Origin of the sequence: Micromonospora sp. NRRL B-16802 (assembly GCF_001279555.1) — a bacterium.
Lineage (GTDB): Bacteria > Actinomycetota > Actinomycetes > Mycobacteriales > Micromonosporaceae > Micromonospora > Micromonospora profundi.
Genome location: NZ_LGEB01000066.1, coordinates 25935 through 44740, shown reverse-complemented (window position 1 = coordinate 44740; position 18806 = coordinate 25935). Strand labels below are relative to the sequence as shown.

The window sequence follows — 18806 nt, the reverse complement described above, 5'->3', positions numbered from 1 at the left end:
TTGTTCTGCTTTCCCAGATGACAGGGAGGTGATCCGTGGAACCCGTTGGCTACGCGGTGAACGGCGTGGTCGCAGTCGCCACGATCGACCGGGCCGAGACGCGCAACGCACTCAGCACCGACGTCCTGCACGGCCTCGTCGCGGCGATGGACCGCGCGGAGTCCGACCCGCAGGTCCGTGCGTTGGTGCTGACCGGCGGTCCGCGACTGTTCGCCTCCGGCGCCGATGTGCGGGAACTTCGCCGCACGTCGCCCGCGCAGTACCTGCTCTCCGAGCGACTGGAGTGCTGGAATCGGTTCGCCCGTTTCGGCAAGCCCGCGGTGGCGGCGGTGGCCGGCTACGTCCTGGGTGGCGGGTGCGAGCTCGCCCTCACGTGTGACCTCATCGTCGCGGCCGACTCCGCCGTGCTCGGCCAGCCCGAAATCAATCTGGGCATCATCCCCGGCGCCGGTGGGACCCAACGCTGGGCTCGGGTCGCCGGCCGCTTCCGGGCCGCCGAACTGGTCCTCGACGGTCGCCTCGTGGACGCCTGGACCGCGCAGCGGATGGGCGTGGTCAACCAGGTGGTGCCGGCCGAACGGGTGGTCGAGGCCGGCATCGCGCTGGCCAGCTCGGTGGCCGCGCGCAGCCCGATCGCGGCCCGCCTGGGCAAGCAGGCGCTGCGTGCGTCCGAAGAGGTCGGTCTGACCGCCAGCCTGGCACACGAGCGGTCGCTGCTGCTGACGCTGCTGTCCACCGACGACCACATCGAGGGCATCGACGCGTTCCTGCAGAAGCGTCCCGCCCATTTCACCGGCCGATAGGAGAGGCACGTGGTGCAGGTATACGAGGCCGGAGACCCCGGTGCCGGCGAACGACTCGGCCCGCAAGTCCGCGCAGCCCTGGCAGCCGCCCTCAGGCAACACGCCCGTACGCCGGGGCAGCCGCTGCTGATCCGTGTCGAGGGCGACGCCTGGTGCCATGAACCCGACGACCTCGCCCAGTCGGTGGTGCGGGGGCAACTGCACGACCTCGTACTGCGGATGCACGCCGCACCCGGACCGGTCATCGTTCATCTGACCGGCGCGGTACGCGGCCTCGGGCTCGGCTTGGCGCTCGCCGCGGATCTGCGGGTCGCGACGCCCACCGCGACCTTCGCCGCCGGTCCGCCGGCCGCGTTCCTGGCCGGTGGCGTCGGGCAGTTGCTCGCGGGCGTGGCGGGCACCGGGGTGCTGGCGCACCTGGCCTGGACCGGCGTCACCCTCACCGCGGACGAGGCACTGCATCGTGGCCTGGTCGGGTCGGTCTCGGCCGACCCGCAGGCCGGCACCGTACTGGCCGGACAGGTGGCTGCGGTCGGCGCCGGAACGGCATCGGCGCTCGCCCGCGCACTGCGCAGCCGGAGCCAGCCGGACCTGACCGCCGCTCTGGACTACGAGTCCTGGCTGGCCGGCGTCGAATGAACCGGCACGAGGCCGGGGACCTCTCGTCCTCGGCCTCGTGCGGGCGCGTGTTGCGCCGGGATCACACAAGGGCATCGAGTCCGGCCCGCGCGACCTCCATGTCCTGGCTGTAGTGCCCGCCGCTCACCCCGATGCCACCGATCACGGTGCCGTCCTCGGTGATCGGGAAGCCGCCACCGAAGACGACCAGCCGGTCGATGCCGGAAGGAGCGCCGGTGGACAGCGGGCCGTCGTCCTTGATGAAGTCGTACCACCCGTCCGTCGGCATGCCGAAGCCGGCCGCCGTGTACGCCTTGTCCTGGGCCACCTGCACGGACAGCAGCGCTGCGCCGTCCATGCGGGCGAACGCCTTCAGCACGCCGCTCTCGTCCACGACGGCGATGACGCACGGCAGGCCGACCTGCTCCGCCTTGGTGATCGCGGCGGCGACGACCCGCTGGGCGGCGCCGACCGTGATCGAGTTCTTCCTGTAGTTGTTCATCGATGGTCCTTTCATAGGGTGGTGGCAGAGGCACTCAGACGACTCCGGAGGCCCGCAGGCGGGAGATCTCCTCGCCGTCGAATCCGCCGATGTCGTGGAGTACCTCGTCGGTGTGCTGACCCAGTTCGGGTCCTACGCCACGGATCCCGCCGGGCGTCGCGGTCAGCTTCGGCACGACGTTCTGCATGGGGAACTCGCCGAAGTCGGGGTGGTCCAACCGGACGATCGCCTCGCGTGCGACGTAGTGCGGGTCGGAGAGCATCTCCTTGGCCGTGAAGATCCGGCCAGCGGGCACCCCGTTGCCGTGCAGCAGTTCCAACAACTCGTCAGCGGTGAACTTGACGCTCCAGGCCGCGATCAGTTCGTCCAACTCACACTGGTGCCGGCCACGTGCCGTGTGAGTGGCGAATCGCGGGTCGGTTGCCAGCTCCGGCTGTGCCATCGTCTCGGCCAGGCGGCGGAAGACGGTGTCCTGGTTGGCAGCGATCACCACCATGTCGCCGCCGGCGGCGACATACACGTTGCTGGGTGCGATATTCGGCAGGATCGAGCCGGTACGCTCGCGGATGTAGCCGCCCAGCGCGTACTCCGGAATCAGCGACTCCATCAGCGCGAGCACCGACTCGTAGATCGCGCTGTCGACGATCTGCCCCCGACCGGTCGCCTCCGCGACCCGCAGCGCGCCCATCGCGCCGACCGCCGCGAAAGTGCCGGCGAGGGAGTCTCCGATGCTGATGCCGACCCGGCTGGGCAGCGAGTCGGGGTCGCCGGTGGTGTAGCGGATGCCGCCCATCGCCTCACCGATGGACCCGTAACCGGCCCGGCCGGCGTACGGCCCGGACTGGCCGTACGCCGACACGCGCACGATCACGAGCCGCGGGTTGATCTCCCACAGGACGTCCGGGCCGACGCCCCACCGTTCGAGCGTTCCGGGCCGGAAGTTCTCGACGAAGACGTCGGAGTCGGCGACCAGCCGGCGCAGCACCTCCTGGCCCTCGGGGACCCGGAGGTTGAGGGTGACCGAGCGCTTGTTGCGCCCCACCACGGGAAACCACAGCGACTTGCCGTACGGACGTTCGCGCCCCCACTCGCGCATCGGGTCGCCCTTGCCCGGCTCCTCCAGTTTGATCACATCGGCACCGAGGTCACCGAGAATCTGACCGCAGAACGGACCGGCCAGCAACACCCCGGCTTCGATCACGCGTAAGCCGGACAGCGGACCGCGGGCGTAGTCGTTCATGTCGTCCCTGTTCTCTCGTGGTTCTTCTCGTCGGTAATGCGGTGGCTCAGGCAGCCACGGCGGCCTGGGGCTGCGCATCGGGCTCGGGCTCGGGCTCGGGTGAGCGTCGTTCCATCCGCTCGCGGATCCAACCCAGCGACACAGCACCCAGCAACGTGACGCCGAGCAGGATGTCGCCGAGTGGCAGCGGCATTCCGCGCAGCCGGAAGATGTTCAGCACGATGCTCAGTGAGAGCAGGCTCAGGAAGGCCGTCAGCGGGCTTCCGTGCCCGCCGCCGGCCAGCCGGAAGCCGGCGATCAGCAGCGCTCCGTAGACGTACAACTCGGTTCCCTCGCCGAGGGTGATCGCCGAGGCACCGGTGCGCATCACCTGGATGCAGCCGGCGACGGCCGCGGCCGTGCTTGTCAGCATGAACAGGGCCAGCTGGATCCGGGGGGCGCGGATGCCCGCCCGGGTGGCGACGACCTCGTCGCCACCGGAGGCGCGCAGGTGGTTGCCCCAGCGGGACCGGCGCAGCATCGCGCTGCTGGCGAGCGCGAGCCCCAGCACGATCAGGATGGGCACCGGCAGCGGGCCGATGGTCGTCTTGAGGACGGTGCTGAGGTCCGGGGTGTACGCGGCAACCGAACTGCCGTCGCTGATCACCTTCGCCAGACCGCGGGCGGCCACCAGCATGCCCAGCGTGGCGATCAGCGGCCAGACCCCGAAGATCAGCGCGAGGCTGCCGTTCGCCAGCCCGGCCAGCAGGCCGACGCCGAGAGCGGCCAGCACGCCGATCTGCCACGACCCCGAACTGCTGTAGACGGTGGCGTACACGACGGCGCTGAGGCCCAGCACCGATCCCACGCTCAGGTCGGCGACGCCACCGGTCATCGCCAGGCTTGCGGCGAGCAGGATGATCGCCGGGGCGAGCATGTCGCCGAGCATGCTGGAGATGTTGGCGCGGGACAGGAATTCGGGCGCGAAGCTCACCGCGGTGACCACGGCGATCACGAAGAGCAGCACGCTGGCGGCGGACGGACGCTTCAGCAGGACGGCCCATCCAGCCTCGGGGCGGGTGGTCCTCATCTCGCACTCCTCACGGAATTGACGGCGAGCGCGACGGCGAGCACGAGGCCCTCGACGACCGGCTGCCAACTGGAGGAGACCCCCCAGGTGACGATGGCGGTGGGAAGCGTGCTGAGCAGCAGCAGGGCGGCGAAGACGCCGACGAAGTTGCCTCGCCCGCCGGTGAGCGCCATCCCGCCCAACAGCAGGATGGAGATCACCCGGAACTCGGTACCCGGGGTCAGGGTGGACTGGACGATGTCACCCTGGGACGCGAGTGCCAGCCCGGCGACGCCGGCGATGAGCCCGCAGAACACGAGCGCTCCAGCCTGGATCCGGCCGGGACGCAACCCGCGTACGAGAGCGGCCTGCTGGTTGCCACCGATCGCGACGATGTGCCGGCCGAGGCGGGTCCGGTCGACAACGAACCCGGTGATGACGAGCAGCACGAGCATGATCCAGAAGACCCGCGGAACGCCGAACACGTTGCCTGAGATCTGCTGGCGCAGGAAGCTGCTACGCGGGATCGGCACGAACTCGATGAACAGCCGAGTGGTGCCGCTGACCAGGAACATCGTGCCGAGTGTGGCGACGATGGGGTGGATCTTCACCTTGACGATCAGGGTCGCGTTCAGCACTCCGATCAGCGTGCCGAACACCAGGACCGCCACCAGCACCACGGCGAACGACATGCCGTCGGTCAGGAGTTGGGCGGCGATCAGAGCCGCAGCGACCGCGGTTACGCCGACGGACAGGTCGAACTCGGCGCCGCTGAGCATGACCACGCTAACGCCGACGACCAGGATGCCGACGAACGCCATGTTGAAGGCGACGGCGATGACGGTCTGATGGGACAGGAAGGCCGACGACTTCGCGGCGGTGGCCAGCACGAGGGCCAGCCACAGGGCCGCGAGGGCGATTGTGGAGCCGTGCCGGCGGAGCACGGAGAGGCCCGTGCTCCGCTCGACGGCTGCCTCCGGGGCAGACACAGACATGTCAGTTGCTCACTCGTTGAGTCCGTACGTCTCGGAACCCGCGGGGCAGTACTGCTCGGCGGCAGACTTCTTCGGGGCGTCGTTCGCGTAGAGCGCCGTGATCCGTTCCTCCAGCGGGGGGATCGACGGCACGGCGTCCTTCGGGAAGGCGCACACCGGGTTGAACAGGGCCTTCGGGTCCTTCGGGGAGTCGATCACCGGGATCTTCTCGCCGCCGACCATCCGGTCGAGGATCGTGTAGATCTGCTTCGCGTAGCCCTCGTACCAGAACGCCGTCGACCCGCCGAGGCCGGGTGTGTCGACCCCGAACAGCATGAGGTCCGCGCCGAGTCCGTATCCGTACACGTCGCCGGCACGACCGAGCTGCTCGGCGGCGTTGATCGTGCCGATGATCATGTTGTCGTTGCCGCCGAGCGCGAGGATCTTCTTCGCGTTGGGCTTGGACACCAGGATGTCCCGCGCGACGCCCTGGGCGCCGTCCGGGGTGGTCGGCGAGTTGCGTCGTGTGATGGCGTCACCCAGGTCCGGGCAGACCTCGTTGAGTCCCTTGAGGATGCCCTCGGTGCGCAGTAGCGCCACGTCACCCGACTCCTCGTTCTCCAGGACGGTGACGAGGTCCGGCTTGCACCCCCACTTCTCCTTCGCGTAGTTGCCGCCGGCCCGGCCGGACAGCCGCCCGGACTCGACGTTGTTGATCCCGAAGAAGTGGGCACCCGGGTGGGCGATGTCGATGGCGATGACCGGGACTCCGGCCTTGTTGAAGATGTCCATGATCTGTGGGCCGACCTTGCCGTCGCCCTGGAACTCGACGACGTGGGTGACCCCGCGGGAGACCATCGTCTCCGCGTTCGCGACCGCCGTCGGACCGTCCCGGTCATTGTTGAGGACGAGAATCTCCCATCCCCGCTTCTCGGCCTCCTTGCGCATGCCGACGTCGATCGCCTTCAGGACCGGGCTGGCCGGCTCGGCGAAGTTGGCGAATCCAATTCGGACGTCCTTGGCGTCAAGGGCCTTGCCCTCTGTCGGGGCCGACGGTGTCGCCCCTTCAGTCGAGCAGGCCGCCGCCGACATGCCCAGCGCGACTACCAGCGCCAGACCGGCGAAGGATCTGAGTCTCACTCGTTGACCTTTCTTGGATGGATGTTTGTTTCGGCAGCTGCCGTCCGTGCCATACGTCAGGAAGGAGCCGCGGCAGGTGTCGCCCCGGTGATCAGGGCGACGATGTCGCCGGATGTGGCGTCGGCGGTGACGAGTTCGCCTACCGTGCGCCCTTGTCGCATGACCGTGATGCGGTCGGCGACCTTGAAGACGTGTTCGAGGTTGTGGGAGATCATCAGTACGGCGATGTCCTGCTGCTTGAGCGCCGTGATGATCTCCAGGACATGCTCGGACTCGGTGACGCCGAGCGCCGCCGTCGGTTCGTCGAGCATCACGATGTTGCGGCCCCACATGGTGGCGCGCGCGACGGCCAGGGCCTGGCGTTGTCCGCCCGACATCGCCGACACGTGCGCGGAGAGGGACGGTAGCCGGGCACCGATCCGGTCGATGGCCTTCTTGGTCTCCGCAGCCATGGCACGGCGGTCAACCAGGCGCAGCAACCGCGACACGGGATCCCGGCCCAACGGCTCGCGGCCCAGGAAGACGTTCTCGGCGGCGCTCATCGAGTTGATGAGCGACAGGTCCTGGTAGACGGTCTCGATGCCGGCGTCGAGGGCGTCGGCCGGGCCGGCGAATCGGCGGGGCTCACCGTCGATGAGGAGTTCGCCGGAGTCCGGCGCCACCACGCCGGCGAGAGTCTTCACCAATGTGGACTTGCCGGCACCGTTGTCGCCCATCAACGCCATGACCTCACCCCGGCGCAGCGTTATCGACGCGTCGCGTAGGGCCCGCACGGCTCCGAAGCTGCGAGCCATGCTGCGCGCCTGCAGGACCGGTGTCGCGGAGGGGGACCGGACACCGTCCCGGCGGCGCTCTGCGCCCCCGATTTCAGGGGCGGCTGCTGCCTGCTCTGTCATGGCGAGAGAGTCAAGCAATGTATGCAATACCTGTCAAGGATTTGTGTCGGGCAGATGTCGCCGCCGTCTCCGCTGGTGCCGAAACGGTGCGGCATTCACCCGTTTAAGGGCCGTTAAAACCAGAACTTCCCGAGGTGAAAGCCCTGCATCGAGGTAGGGCTGGCTCCCTGGCGGTAGGTCGAGGATCTTCTTGACCCATGGGAAGCGCGCCCCTATGTTGTGTACATTCGCAGCCCGATGGTGGTCCCGGTCACACGCTCCGGCGGGCTGGGAGGCCAGCGCGGCAAGGCCGTGTCCACCCACCGTGCCGCCCCCGACGGTCGAGGTGGACTCGGGCTATCGACAGAGAACGGAAGCGACATGATCAACGACAGGGTCGTCGTGGACGGAGTGGTCCACGGGTACGACTTCCGCCCCGAGAACCGGGCGCCGCACTGCTCGCAGGCCGCGTACGACGGCATGGTGAACGCGCTGTACCGCATCGGCCACACGTCGGTTGAATCGCCGACGCACAACTACCTCATGACACGCGACGAGTTCACCGCCGGCTGGACGGCTGAGGAACTCGCGGACATCGTGTTCGTGGAGAGCGCCGTCGACGTCATGGTCTATCACGGGGTCGAGATCGATGGATTCTTCGACGGCGGCGCGTCGCCGTACGAGCTCGGCCGCGAGCTGAAGCGGCGGCACCCGGACCGGGTGTTGCTCTTCGCCCCGGTGGACCCACTGCGTGGGTCGGCCGAACTCGACCTCATGCAGCAGCGCGCCGAAGAGGACGACATCGACGGGTTCAAGTTCTACCCGACCAATGGGGTGATCGACCCGACGGTGAACTCGTCGAAGCTGATGCTGCTGGACGACCGGGAGCTGGCGTTTCCCTTCCTGCAGAAGGCTCTCGACCTCGGCATCCACCACATCGGTGCGCACAAGGCGGTGCCGGCCGGCGCCGGCCCGCGGGTGCTGAACCACGTCGACGACGTGACCTGTGCCGCGATCGCCTTCCCGGACCTGACGTTCGAGGTGGTGCACAGCGGCTGGGCGTTCCTGGAGGACTGCGCGCTGCAACTGCGTACACACAGCAACATTTGGGCGACCATCGAATCGGTGTCGAACATGGTCGTGCGCAAGCCGCGCCGGTTCGCCGAGATCGTCGGAATGCTCATGATGCACGGCGGGACCGACCGGATCATGTTCGCGACCGGCGTGCCATCCGCGCACCCCCAGCCGATCATCGACGCGCTCGTGAACTTCGAGATGCCTCGGGACCTGGTGGACGGCTGGGGATTCCCGGAGTTCACCCCGGAACTGCTCGGCAAGCTGCTGGGCGGCAACGCCCTGCGGTTGCACGGCCTCACCGAGGCCGAGGTGCGGTCGAAGGTGTCAGGGGACGAGCTCAGCCGACGCCGGGCCGAGTACGTCGCCCACGAGCCCCGGCCCTGGGGGCTGCACCGCGAGCGGTTGAGCGCATGAACGCCGGCGAGGTAGGCCTGGCCGGCCTGGAGCCGCGTCTGCGCCAGGCGTGCAACAAGGTGTATGACCCGTGCAGTCTCGGGGTGGGCCGGCGGCTGGGAATCGTGGACATGGGCCTGGTTCGGGACATCCTTGTGGAGCGGGCGTCCGACGGGCGGTTGCGCGCGACGGTGGACCTGATCACTACGGGGCCGTTCTGCATGTACACGCCGTTCTTCGAGCAGAGCGTGAAGCAGGAGATCGGCCAGCTGGTGCCCGAGATCGACGATGTCGATGTCAACTGGGGTGACAGCACCGACTGGTCCGAGGCGATGATGACCGACGAGGGCAAGGCCATCCTGCGGATCGGGCGGTCCGCGCCGGCGGCCGTCGCCCTCTGACGATCGGTCGGGACCGCGCGGGAGCGTCCCGGCCAGACGTCCGGCCGACGCGCCGCAGCTGAGCCAGCCATCGAGCTGGAGCGGCGTAGCGACCTAAAAAATGCAATTCGTTCCCTGCGGGGTTGCGCCCTCCTTCGCTCTTGAGGCCGATTTCGCAGGCTCTAACAGGGACTATGTTTCAACATCGTGAACTATTGACTGCGGATGTTGATCGTGTTGAACTGCGATTGCATGCAACCTGAGGCAAAACCTCGCGCTGAACTCGGTCCCCTCACCCCCCTATGCGCCGACTCACCGTCCCCCGACGTCTGCGACCCACTCAGGGAGTAGCACCGTGACCAACACCCCCAGAGCTCTCCGGTTCCGCACCATCACCGTCGTGCTCGCAGCGGCCCTCGCTCTCACCACCGCCGCGTGCGGATCGGGTGGTGACAGCATGGCCTCCTCCACCCCCGCCGCCGTCAACGACGAATACACGCAGATGGCCCGCACCCTGATCGAGGCCGGCACTGGCGGCATGCTCTATTTCGAGGGCAAGGAAGCCGACATCACCCTCGACAAGATCAAGGTCTACAAGGAGTGGTCCGGGCCGACGACATCGGTCAAGCCGCCGGCGAACGGCAAGTTGAACATCATCGTCTGCAAGATCGGCACCTCGTGCGAGGAGGTCGGCAAGCGGGCCAGCGTCATCGCAGAGAAGCTCGGCTGGACTGCCGAGATCCTGGACGGGCAGGGCTCCCCGGAGGGCTACCAGAAGGCTCTCGCCACCGCGGCGGCAAACAAGCCCACCGCCGTCATCACCGTCGCGATCCCGGAGAACCAGGTCGCCGACGGCATCGCCGAGCTGCAGAAGGCGAAGATCCCGGTGGTCGGCGTATCGGCCGTGGCCGAGGGCGGCGCGGTCGGCTACGACGCGCACGTATCAAGCCGCGAGACCTTCCAGGCGGTGTTGGAGGCGGCCAAGGCCGTTGCCGACTCCAACGGCACCGCGAAGGTCGTCTTCCTCTGGGACGTCGGCTACCCGCACCTGGTCGAGGCGCTCAACGCCAGCAAGCGCGTGCTCGCCGGCTGCACCGGCTGCCAACTGCTGGAGGTGCGCGAGCGCACATTGGCGCAGGCCGTCGACCCGATCGAGATGCAGAACATCACGACCTCGCTGATCCAGAGGCACGGCAAGGACCTGCAGTACATCCTCACCCCGTACGGCAATGGTGTGGAGTCGATCATCGCCGCGGTCAAGGCCGCCGGTCGGGACGACATCAAGGTGCTATCCAAGAACGCCGAGCCCGAGCGGTTGGGCAGCGTGGCCGCCGGTGACCAGCTCGCCGACTTCGGCGCCATTCGTGGCTGGAACGCCTACGCGGCGATCGACCAGGTGGGTCGCCTCGCCGCTGGGCAGCCCGCGTTGCCGGACGCGGAGCAGGGCATCCCGGCGACGGTGTTCGACAAGAGCAACGCCCCCAAGGACGGCAAGGTCGACTGGAACAGCTACGTGAACTACGCCGAGCGTTACGAGAAGATGTGGAGCGCAGCCGAATGAGCACGGCCGCACCGGTGCTCGAAGCGATCGGCCTTTGCAAGTCGTACGGTCGGGTGCGGGCCGTCACCGACGTCTCCTTCGACGTGCGCCCGGGCGAGATCCTGGGCGTCGTCGGGGACAACGGCGCCGGCAAGTCGACACTGATGAGCATGGTCAGCGGCGCGCTGGCCCCGGACTCCGGTCGCCTTCAGGTGGCGGGTCGAGAGCTTCTGCCCCACACCATCGGCAACGCCCGTTCCGCCGGGATCGAGATGATCTACCAGGATCTCGGGCTCTCCAACAATCTGAGCATCGTCGAGAACGTCTTTCTGGGCCGGGAGTGGACCGGCGGGGTGCGCGGCGTTCCGATCCTGCGCAAGAAGGCGATGCGGGGGCGTACCCGGGCGGTGCTCGAAGAACTCGGCATCGACCTGCACGACATGAACGTGCTGGTGGAGGGGCTCTCCGGTGGGCAGCGGCAGATGGTCGCCATCGCCCGCGCGCTGGTCACCGAGAACGAGCCACGCGTCATGGTGATGGATGAGCCGACCGCCGCGCTGGGCACCACCGAGTCGGCGGGTGTCAACGCCCTGATCGGCCGGCTGCGCGACCGGGGCTACGCGGTCATCGTGATCAGCCATCGGATCCCCGAGATCCTGTCGATGGCCGACCGGCTGCTGGTGATGAAGGGCGGCCGCAACGTCTATCACGGCGGGACCGAGGGGTTGGACGTCGAGCGCTGTGTGCAACTGATCGTCGCCGGCGACTTCGCGGCGGCGGGGGAGGCGACCCGATGAGCACATCCACGACGGCGCCCGCCCCGTCTGGCGGGACCGGACGGACGGTCGTCCGGCAGAACGCCGACCGGTCCGGCGCCGGCACCAGTGAGCGGATCATCGGCGGAGTCAGCCGGTTCGGGCTCGTCGGCATGCTCGTCATCGTGATCGCGGTGTTCTCGGCGCTCACCCCGGACACCTACTTCACCACCACCAACTTCCGGTTGATCCTGGTCAACCAGACGGTGACGGTGATCGTGGCGATGGCCGCCACGCTGCCGTTGCTGGCGCACTATTTGGACGCATCGGTCGGCCCGATGCTGGGCCTGGCGCAGGGCGTCAGCATCTGGCTGATCTCGGTGCACGGCGTTCCGATATGGCTCGCGCTGCTGGCGGTGCTCGCTCTCGGCGTTGCTGTCGGACTGCTCAACAGCCTGCTGGTGCTGAAGTTCGACATGACTTCGATCATCGCCACGCTCGCGGTCGGCAGCCTGCTGATGGGCCTGCTCTACATGATCACCAGTGGTCGGGTGCTCTACCAGAACGTGCCGCCGGCATTCACCAGCATCGCCCGCGGCGACCTGGCCGGCATCCCGCTGCCCCTGGTCTACCTCGTGGTCCTCGTGCTGCTGCTGGAGTTCATCGTCGTGTGGACGCCCTTCGGCCAGCGCCTGTACGCGATGGACGGCAACCTGCGCGGGGCCGCCCGCGCCGGAATCAACGTCCGCAGTTACACCATCCGGGCGTTTGTCGGCGCCGCAGTGCTCTCGTCGCTCGCCGGTGTACTGCTGGCGTCGCGGGTCGGCTCGGCCCAGCCCACGGTCGGCGAGCAGTTCCTGCTGCCCGCGTTCGCTGCGGCCTTCCTGGGTGCCGCCGTGCTGCGCCCGGGCCGGGTCAACATCCTCGGCACAGTGATCGCCGCGTACTTCATCACCTTCACCATCGCCGGCCTGCAACACCTGGGTGCCGCGACGTGGATCGAGCGCGTGTTCAACGGTCTCGCCGTCATCGTCGGTGTCTCGGTCGCCGCCTGGTCCGTCCGCCGCCGCCGTCAACTCGCGGTCCGGCACGTCGAACGACTTGAGAACGACACCGCATCGAAGGGACGCACCACCTGATGAAGAACGACTATTTCGTCTTCGACAATGCGATCCACATGTACAAGCTCACCGACGAGAACATCGATTTCACTCACGGTGGCAAGAAGTCCACTAATGCTCTCGTCGAATACGCCAAGAAGTTCTCCGCGCCGGGCTACCCGTACGACGACATCTCCGGGCGCGAACTCTCCGTCGAGGACGCGTACCGGCTGCTGTTCGACGAGTCCGACACCGACCTCGCGATGGCCCAGACCGTGCCCAGCCACGGAGGCTGGAAGTTGGGCTTCTCGCCGGCGGAGAACAACTACAAGCTCAAGGAGGCGTACCCGGATCGGGTGCTGTTCTGCGGCGGCGTCGACCCCATCACCCACGGTCGGTACGGCGCGGTGACCGAAATGGTCCGGCAGATCGAGGAATGGGGCGCCACCAGCTTCAAGTTCTACCAGGCGCACTCGGGTGGAGTCTCCTGGAAGATCGACGACCGGCAGGTCGCCTACCCGCTGTGGGAGGCCGCGTTGGAGCACGGTGTGACGAACGTGCAGTTCCACAAGGGACTGGCGTTCAACACCCAGCACATCGCCGACCTGGCCCCGTTCGACCTGGAGCGCGCTGCCCAGGACTTTCCGGAGATGAACTTCATCGTGCACCACCTCGGTGAACCGTTCATCAACGAGACCATCAACATCGCCGCCCGGTACGAGAACATCCACCTCGCGCTGACCGCCTGGATCAACCAGTACCCGGTGGCGCCACGGGCCGCCCTGCACGCCATCGGCAAGTGCCTGCTGCACGTCGGGCCGGACCGGCTGCTGTGGGGTTCGGAGGCGTTCGTCTGGCCGAAGGTGCAGGCGTACATCGACCTGTTCGCCGAGATGCGTATGCCCGAGGACCTGCAGGACGGCTACGGCTATCCGGAGATCACCGACGAGGTCAAGGCCAAGATCTTCGGCCTGAACTTCGCCCGGCTGCTGGGCGTCGACGTGGCAGCCAAGAAGAAGGAGCTGTACGGCAAGGGCGGTAAGAAGGTCAAGAAGAAGGACCGCAAGAATGGGCGCTAAGAAGACCACCCGTGCCGCCGACCGTGCCCTGGACGGCAAGGTGCGCCAGCTCGTCGAGGCGCACGGCGGCGGCATCAGTGTGGACGTCGACGCCGACGGCGACGCGCACGTCACCTTCCACGGCCGGTGCGCCGCCTGCCCGTCCGCGCCGGTGACCATGGGTTCGCTGGTGCGCCCGACGCTGCTGAAGATCGAGGGCGTCCGCTCGGTGACCCGTAACGGTGCGGTCTCCCGGTTCGCCGAGGCCCGCATCGAGAAGATGTTCGGACTCTCGGAATCCACCGAATGACGGCCTGCCGCACGGGCAGGCTGGCCGGCGTGCCGGCGGCGGGGCCGTCACGGGCGCACTCGATCGACGTTGTGCGCCAGGTGCCGCGCCTGGCCGACTGTTTCACCGAACTGCGCGCCCCCGGCGCGTTCTGAGGAGGTAGTCATGGCGAAAAACCCATACGTGGTGAAGAAACAGTCGATCTCGTCGCGTGCCGCGCGGGCGATGGTCGACGCCGCGGTGGCCAAGGCCGGCGAGATGGGTTTCGCGGTCACCGTGGCGGTGTGCGACGAGAGCGGGGTGCTCAAGGCGTACGAGCGCATGGACGGCGCACCTCTGGTCAGCGTCCAGCTGGCCCAGGACAAGGCGTACACGGCTGTCGGATTCGGGCTCAGCAGCGACGGCTGGTTCGACTTCATCAAGGACGACGCGCCGCTCGCCATGGGCGCCCCGGTCGCCATCGACCGGCTTGTCACCTTCGGCGGTGGCTACCCGGTGAAGGTCGACGACGTGCTGGTCGGTGGCATCGGCGTCAGCGGCGGCCACTACACCCAGGACATGGAGGTCGCACAGGCCGGCCTGAAGGCGCTGTCTTGAGCGTCGAGATCGTCGAGGTCGGGCCACGGGACGGTCTGCAGAACCACCCGGCGACGCTACCGACCGAGCAGAAGGCCGAACTGGTACGCCGGGCCGTCGCGGCGGGCAGCCGGCGGGTCGAGGTGACCAGCTTCGTCAACCCCGCAAAGGTGCCCAAGCTCGCCGACGCCGACGAGTTGATGGCGATCGTCCGCGACGAGCCCGACCTGGTGCCGATCGGCCTGGTGATGAACGAGCGCGGCCTGAACCGGGCGATCGCGGCGCGGGTCGCCGAGGTCAACTTCGTGGTCATCGTCAGCGACACCTTCTGCCGCCGCAACCAGGGCATGTCGTCGGCCGAGGCCGTCGCTGAGGTGTTGAGGCTGCTGCCGATGGCCCGCGATCACGGGCTGGGCACGTCTGTCACGATCGGCGCCACGTTCGGCTGCCCGTTCGAGGGGGAGATCCCGTTGGAGCGGGTGCTGCGCGTCGTCGACGACCTCGAACCGGCGGCGCCGGACGAGGTGGCGCTGGCCGACACCATCGGCGTTGCCGTGCCGTCCCAGGTGCAGCGGGCGTTCGCCGCCGTCCGGGAGCGCACCTCGGCGAACCTGCGTGGTCACTTCCACAACACCCGCAACCTGGGCCTGGCCAACGTGCTCGCCGCCGTCGGGGCCGGTGCGCGGGCGATCGATGCCAGCGTCGGCGGCATCGGTGGTTGCCCGTTCGCACCGGCGGCGACCGGCAACGTGGCCACCGAGGACGTGGTGTACGCCCTGGAGCGTTCGGGGATCAGCACGGGCGTCTCGCAGGACGCGGCGATCGACAACGCGCGCTGGCTGAGCGGTGTTTTCGGCACCCAACTGCCGGGGATGCTGAGCCGGTCCGGCGGGTTCCCGTGACCGGGCCGCTGGCCGGGCTGCGGGTGCTGGACCTGACCTCCACCTTCTCGGGTCCGTTCTGCACGCTGACGCTCGCCGACCTCGGGGCCGAGGTGATCAAGGTGGAGCCGCCGGATGGGGACATCGCCCGCCAGCTCGGCGCCTGTCGTACCCCAGGCATGGCGGCGGTGTTCCTCAACATGAACCGAGGCAAGAAGAGCATCGTTCTGGACCTGAAGACGCCGGACGACCGGGCGGCGCTCGACCGGCTGGTGCCGACCGTCGACGTGCTGGTGCACAACATGCGCCCGGCCGCCGCGGCCCGGCTGGCGGTGGCCTACGAGGACATCCGGGCCGTGCATCCGGCGATCGTCTACTGCACCATCCCCGGCTACCGGAGCACCAGCCGGCACGCCGATCGGCCCGCCTACGACGACGTGATCCAGGGCGCTTCCGGTATCGCCCGGTTGCAGAGCGTCAACCAGGAGCAGCCTGGGTACGTCACCACACCGCTGGCCGACAAGATCGCCGGTCTGACCGCGGCCACCGCTGTCCTGGCCGCGCTGCGGCACCGCGACGCCACTGGCGAGGGGCAGCGGGTCGAAGTACCGATGTTCGAGACGATGGTCGCCTTCGGGCTGCTCGAACAGCTCGACGGGTGGACTTTCGATCCTCCGACCGGGCCGCCTCTCTATCCGCGCACCGCCGCACCAAACCGCCGCCCGTACGCCACCGCCGACGGACACCTGTGCGTCCTGATCTACACCAGCCAGCAGTGGCAGCGGTTCCTCACCCTCGTCGGGCGGGCGGACCTGCTTGACCACCCCGACTACGACACGGTGGGTAAACGGATCGCCAATGCCGACGGCCTCTACCAGGTCGTCGCCGAGGTGCTGCACGAGCGTACGACGGCCGAGTGGCTGGTGGATCTGACGGCGATCGACGTGCCATGCGCGCCCCTGGCCGGGTACGAGGAGATCCTGCGGGACGAGGAGCTGGCCGCATCCGGCTTCGTGTCGACGGTCGAGCACCCGGTCGCCGGCCGGCTGCGAAGCATCGCCTCGCCGATCATCATGTCGGCGTCGCCGCTGCCGGTCGGGCGGCACGCGCCCACGCTCGGCGAGCACACCGACGAGGTACTCGGCACCGACGGTGCCGGATGACCGGGAGCCAGCAACATGGGGGGCAGATGAAGGGCAAGATCGCCGTTGTCACCGGAGCCGGTTCCGGGATCGGGCTTGCCGTGGCCCGCCGGCTCGCCGCCGAGGGCGCCAAGGTGCTCTCCGCCGACCTGGACATCTCGGCCTGCGCGGGTACGGCGGTCGCCGCCGACCTGGGCGACGCGGCCGGCGTCGACGCGGTGGTGCGGGCGGTGACGGACCGCTACGGCGCGGCGGACGTGCTGGTGAACAACGCTGCGGTCGCTCCCTACCGCGACACCTTCACCGACATCGACGACGCCGCCTGGCAGCGCACCTGGGAGGTCAACGTGATGTCCTGCGTGCGCCTGTGCCGGGCGCTCATCCCGCTGATGGCGGGTCGGGGCGGCGGCAGCGTCGTGAACATCGGGTCCGAGGCCGCCCGGCACCCGAAGCACTACATGCTGGACTACGCGGTCAGCAAGGCCGCGCTGCTCAGCCTGACCAAGGGGCTGGCCCAGGAGTACGGGCCCCGAGGTGTCCGGGTGAACACCGTCGCGCCCGGGCCGACGCGCACCGCCACCATGAACGCGTACCTGGCGTCGGTCGCCGACCGGCTGGGCATCGACGTATCCACCGCCGCCGACCACGTGGTGCACGAACTGCGCAGGTTACCGCTCGGGCGGATGAACGAGCCCGAGGACGTCGCCGAGGTGGTGCTGTTCCTCGCCAGCGACCGGGCACGACAGGTGACCGGGTCGGAGTACGCGGTGAACGCCGGGTCGACCGCGTCGATGTAAGTTCACCATCGGTGAACGAAGGGGGACGCATGGGCCGAGCCACTCAGTCCGCATATGAATCGATCAAGAACCGCCTTCTCGGTGGGACATACGAGCCGGGTAAGAAGCTCTCCGAGGAGGATCTGGCTGCCGCGGTGGGGGTGAGCCGTACCCCTGTTCGTGAGGCGTTGCGCCGGCTGCACGCCGAGGGCCTGGTGGACTGGGAGGCCAACCGAGGCGCCACCGTACCGGCCTGGCGTCAGCAGGACTTGGAGGAGATCTTCGAGCTCCGGGCTCTGCTGGAGGGTTACGGGGCCGAGTTGGCAGCGGGGCGGATCACGCCGGAGGAGATCGCGCGGCTGCGCGCGCTGTGCACGGAGATGGAGGGGTACGCGGCCAGCCAGCGAAGTGACAGGGCGGATCCGATCGCGGTGTGCAACGCGCAGTTCCACGAGATCATCCTGGGCGCGGGGCGGAACCGGCGGTTGAGCGCGCTGCTCGGCGCGGTCGTGCAGACGCCGCTGGTCAACCGTACGTTCCGCCAGTACGACGAGACCGCGATGGCACGCAGCATGTCGCACCACCGGGAGTTGATCGACGCGCTCGAGGCGGGTGACCGAGCCTGGGCCGGTTCGGTGATGCGGGCGCACATTCTGGCCGCCCGCGCGACGCTCGGCAATCCCTGACCGGTCGGGCGGGATGCCTGGCGACCCCGGCCCGAACCGAATCCGAGGGATCAGACGCCGAGACCGGGCAGCGGCCGCCTCAACAACGACAGAGACCGCAACGGGTGAGGCGGCCCCAGCGACATGAGTGGCGCTGGCGCTTCGCCGTCGGCTTCAGACCAGGAGGCGTTCGCGCAGCATCGCGCCCAGGTTGATGCCACCCACCGGGCGTGGGCCGTTGGGGTCGTGGACGGCGACGGTGTTGTTGCGCCGCATCAGTTCCCGGACCGGAGGCGGCAGCCGGGGCGGATCGTCCGCGGCCGTGAGGAGTTGCCCGGTGCTGGAGATCAGCCGGTCGGCAAGGGTGGCGGCGTGGGTGTCGACCCGCACCCGCCCGTACTCCCAGCCGGCGGTGGTGAGGTCGAGTACCTCGAACATGCGGGTCAGCAGGGGGTTGGGGTCGGTCACCCGGTCGACCCGGGGCGCCTGCCTGCCGACCACAGCGACGGCGGCGGTCACCTGCGCGTACGGGTGGAAGCCGGACGGCAACGCGAACAGTGGCCAGCGCAGGGCCGGACCGGCCTCCTTCCACAGTGGCCGGTAGTTGCGGCGGTTCACCACGAGCCGTCGGCCCGTCCGTAGGTGGATGTCGTGTGCCTGGGCCTGGAGGTCGCCATGGGCCTCGTCGGCGACCTGGTTCACGATCTGGGCTGCCACCACCAGGCCGTCGTCACCGTCGAGCATCCCGGTGATCGCCTCGACCTGCTCGGGGAACCGGATCCGGGCGTGGGCGCCGTACCGGTGCCGGGCGTCGTGTAGCAGTGTCTGCTGCCGCTCGGCGTCGAGCTGGATCCGCCCGCCGCCGCCCAGCAACTGCCGGAGCCACCGCATGTCGCCTCATTTCAGCAGAGTCCGTCCGGACGGCCATGCTAGTGCGTCGGATGTCCCTTCTGTCGTGTTGGGGTGCCGGTTGG

General features: G+C 68.6%; 21 protein-coding genes. 14 read left to right on the top strand and 7 right to left on the bottom strand.

Annotated elements, in window-relative coordinates:
- Window positions 1–35: 35 nt before the first annotated feature.
- Both ADK66_RS18880 and ADK66_RS18875 read left to right on the top strand, forming a co-directional pair.
- The gene (locus ADK66_RS18880; RefSeq protein ID WP_053657165.1) at window positions 36–803 is read left to right on the top strand and encodes an enoyl-CoA hydratase-related protein; all 768 of its coding nucleotides are present in this window, start codon (window positions 36–38) and stop codon (window positions 801–803) included.
- 9 nt (window positions 804–812) lie between these two features.
- Window positions 813–1442, top strand: a complete 630-nt coding sequence (locus ADK66_RS18875; RefSeq protein WP_053657164.1) for an enoyl-CoA hydratase/isomerase family protein — start codon at window positions 813–815, stop codon at window positions 1440–1442.
- 61 nt (window positions 1443–1503) lie between these two features.
- On the opposite strand, the gene ADK66_RS18870 is transcribed toward ADK66_RS18875, so the two are convergent.
- The 6 genes from ADK66_RS18870 to ADK66_RS18845 are packed head-to-tail and all read right to left on the bottom strand — an operon-like array spanning window position 1504 to window position 7119.
- Window positions 1504–1923, bottom strand: coding sequence for a heme-binding protein (locus ADK66_RS18870; RefSeq protein ID WP_053657163.1), 420 nt, complete (start codon window positions 1921–1923; stop codon window positions 1504–1506).
- Between the two features lie 34 nt (window positions 1924–1957).
- Window positions 1958–3163 (bottom strand): CaiB/BaiF CoA-transferase family protein, encoded by a 1206-nt coding sequence (locus ADK66_RS18865; protein WP_053657162.1) that lies wholly within the window; start codon window positions 3161–3163, stop codon window positions 1958–1960.
- A 46-nt stretch (window positions 3164–3209) separates the two neighbouring features.
- Window positions 3210–4232 (bottom strand): ABC transporter permease, encoded by a 1023-nt coding sequence (locus tag ADK66_RS18860; protein ID WP_053657161.1) that lies wholly within the window; start codon window positions 4230–4232, stop codon window positions 3210–3212.
- Window positions 4229–5206 (bottom strand): ABC transporter permease, encoded by a 978-nt coding sequence (locus tag ADK66_RS18855; RefSeq protein WP_053657160.1) that lies wholly within the window; start codon window positions 5204–5206, stop codon window positions 4229–4231. Before ADK66_RS18855 ends, ADK66_RS18860 begins: the two co-directional genes overlap by 4 nt.
- Before the next feature lie 9 nt (window positions 5207–5215).
- Window positions 5216–6325: a substrate-binding domain-containing protein gene (locus ADK66_RS18850; protein ID WP_053657158.1), complete on the bottom strand. Its 1110-nt coding sequence runs from the start codon at window positions 6323–6325 to the stop codon at window positions 5216–5218.
- Window positions 6326–6381: 56 nt separating this feature from the next.
- On the bottom strand, window positions 6382–7119 hold the full coding sequence (locus ADK66_RS18845; RefSeq protein ID WP_053657156.1) for an ATP-binding cassette domain-containing protein: 738 nt from the start codon (window positions 7117–7119) through the stop codon (window positions 6382–6384).
- 462 nt (window positions 7120–7581) lie between these two features.
- Here ADK66_RS18845 and ADK66_RS18840 point away from each other — a divergent pair, with 462 nt between their 5' ends.
- From ADK66_RS18840 to ADK66_RS18785, 12 genes are all read left to right on the top strand, one after another.
- Window positions 7582–8691: an amidohydrolase family protein gene (locus tag ADK66_RS18840; RefSeq protein WP_053657154.1), complete on the top strand. Its 1110-nt coding sequence runs from the start codon at window positions 7582–7584 to the stop codon at window positions 8689–8691.
- A complete protein-coding gene (locus ADK66_RS18835; protein ID WP_053657153.1) occupies window positions 8688–9071 on the top strand; it encodes a metal-sulfur cluster assembly factor in 384 nt (127 codons plus the stop codon). The genes ADK66_RS18840 and ADK66_RS18835 overlap by 4 nt, the downstream gene beginning before the upstream one ends.
- A 334-nt stretch (window positions 9072–9405) precedes the next feature.
- Window positions 9406–10611 carry a substrate-binding domain-containing protein gene (locus ADK66_RS18830; protein ID WP_053657151.1) on the top strand — a complete coding sequence of 402 codons (1206 nt, stop codon included), beginning with the start codon at window positions 9406–9408 and terminating at the stop codon, window positions 10609–10611.
- The gene (locus tag ADK66_RS18825; RefSeq protein WP_053657149.1) at window positions 10608–11387 is read left to right on the top strand and encodes an ATP-binding cassette domain-containing protein; all 780 of its coding nucleotides are present in this window, start codon (window positions 10608–10610) and stop codon (window positions 11385–11387) included. Before ADK66_RS18830 ends, ADK66_RS18825 begins: the two co-directional genes overlap by 4 nt.
- On the top strand, window positions 11384–12484 hold the full coding sequence (locus ADK66_RS18820) for an ABC transporter permease (RefSeq protein ID WP_053657147.1): 1101 nt from the start codon (window positions 11384–11386) through the stop codon (window positions 12482–12484). The genes ADK66_RS18825 and ADK66_RS18820 overlap by 4 nt, the downstream gene beginning before the upstream one ends.
- Complete coding sequence (locus tag ADK66_RS18815) at window positions 12484–13524, top strand: amidohydrolase family protein (RefSeq protein WP_053657145.1); 1041 nt, start codon at window positions 12484–12486, stop codon at window positions 13522–13524. The genes ADK66_RS18820 and ADK66_RS18815 overlap by 1 nt, the downstream gene beginning before the upstream one ends.
- Window positions 13514–13813 carry a NifU family protein gene (locus ADK66_RS18810; RefSeq protein WP_053657143.1) on the top strand — a complete coding sequence of 100 codons (300 nt, stop codon included), beginning with the start codon at window positions 13514–13516 and terminating at the stop codon, window positions 13811–13813. The genes ADK66_RS18815 and ADK66_RS18810 overlap by 11 nt, the downstream gene beginning before the upstream one ends.
- 144 nt (window positions 13814–13957) lie before the next feature.
- Window positions 13958–14389: a heme-binding protein gene (locus tag ADK66_RS18805; protein ID WP_053657141.1), complete on the top strand. Its 432-nt coding sequence runs from the start codon at window positions 13958–13960 to the stop codon at window positions 14387–14389.
- Complete coding sequence (locus ADK66_RS18800) at window positions 14386–15270, top strand: hydroxymethylglutaryl-CoA lyase (RefSeq protein WP_053657139.1); 885 nt, start codon at window positions 14386–14388, stop codon at window positions 15268–15270. Before ADK66_RS18805 ends, ADK66_RS18800 begins: the two co-directional genes overlap by 4 nt.
- Entirely contained in the window at window positions 15267–16412 is a 1146-nt protein-coding gene (locus ADK66_RS18795) for a CaiB/BaiF CoA-transferase family protein (RefSeq protein ID WP_053657137.1), read from the top strand. Before ADK66_RS18800 ends, ADK66_RS18795 begins: the two co-directional genes overlap by 4 nt.
- 26 nt (window positions 16413–16438) lie before the next feature.
- Window positions 16439–17188, top strand: a complete 750-nt coding sequence (locus ADK66_RS18790; RefSeq protein ID WP_053657135.1) for an SDR family NAD(P)-dependent oxidoreductase — start codon at window positions 16439–16441, stop codon at window positions 17186–17188.
- 29 nt (window positions 17189–17217) lie between these two features.
- Entirely contained in the window at window positions 17218–17853 is a 636-nt protein-coding gene (locus tag ADK66_RS18785) for a GntR family transcriptional regulator (RefSeq protein ID WP_053657133.1), read from the top strand.
- A 153-nt stretch (window positions 17854–18006) separates the two neighbouring features.
- On the opposite strand, the gene ADK66_RS18780 is transcribed toward ADK66_RS18785, so the two are convergent.
- On the bottom strand, window positions 18007–18723 hold the full coding sequence (locus ADK66_RS18780; RefSeq protein ID WP_053657131.1) for a hypothetical protein: 717 nt from the start codon (window positions 18721–18723) through the stop codon (window positions 18007–18009).
- Window positions 18724–18806 lie beyond the last annotated feature (83 nt).

Coding starts and splice junctions, on each gene's coding strand:
- ADK66_RS18835 (WP_053657153.1), top strand. CDS start 8,688: ATGAACGCCGGCGAGGTAGGCCTGGCCGGCCTGGAGCCGCGTCTGCGC.
- ADK66_RS18785 (WP_053657133.1), top strand. CDS start 17,218: ATGGGCCGAGCCACTCAGTCCGCATATGAATCGATCAAGAACCGCCTT.
- ADK66_RS18815 (WP_053657145.1), top strand. CDS start 12,484: ATGAAGAACGACTATTTCGTCTTCGACAATGCGATCCACATGTACAAG.
- ADK66_RS18780 (WP_053657131.1), bottom strand. CDS start 18,723: ATGCGGTGGCTCCGGCAGTTGCTGGGCGGCGGCGGGCGGATCCAGCTC.
- ADK66_RS18805 (WP_053657141.1), top strand. CDS start 13,958: ATGGCGAAAAACCCATACGTGGTGAAGAAACAGTCGATCTCGTCGCGT.
- ADK66_RS18865 (WP_053657162.1), bottom strand. CDS start 3,163: ATGAACGACTACGCCCGCGGTCCGCTGTCCGGCTTACGCGTGATCGAA.
- ADK66_RS18855 (WP_053657160.1), bottom strand. CDS start 5,206: ATGTCTGTGTCTGCCCCGGAGGCAGCCGTCGAGCGGAGCACGGGCCTC.
- ADK66_RS18860 (WP_053657161.1), bottom strand. CDS start 4,232: ATGAGGACCACCCGCCCCGAGGCTGGATGGGCCGTCCTGCTGAAGCGT.
- ADK66_RS18870 (WP_053657163.1), bottom strand. CDS start 1,923: ATGAACAACTACAGGAAGAACTCGATCACGGTCGGCGCCGCCCAGCGG.
- ADK66_RS18825 (WP_053657149.1), top strand. CDS start 10,608: ATGAGCACGGCCGCACCGGTGCTCGAAGCGATCGGCCTTTGCAAGTCG.
- ADK66_RS18790 (WP_053657135.1), top strand. CDS start 16,439: ATGAAGGGCAAGATCGCCGTTGTCACCGGAGCCGGTTCCGGGATCGGG.
- ADK66_RS18840 (WP_053657154.1), top strand. CDS start 7,582: ATGATCAACGACAGGGTCGTCGTGGACGGAGTGGTCCACGGGTACGAC.
- ADK66_RS18845 (WP_053657156.1), bottom strand. CDS start 7,119: ATGGCTCGCAGCTTCGGAGCCGTGCGGGCCCTACGCGACGCGTCGATA.
- ADK66_RS18820 (WP_053657147.1), top strand. CDS start 11,384: ATGAGCACATCCACGACGGCGCCCGCCCCGTCTGGCGGGACCGGACGG.
- ADK66_RS18810 (WP_053657143.1), top strand. CDS start 13,514: ATGGGCGCTAAGAAGACCACCCGTGCCGCCGACCGTGCCCTGGACGGC.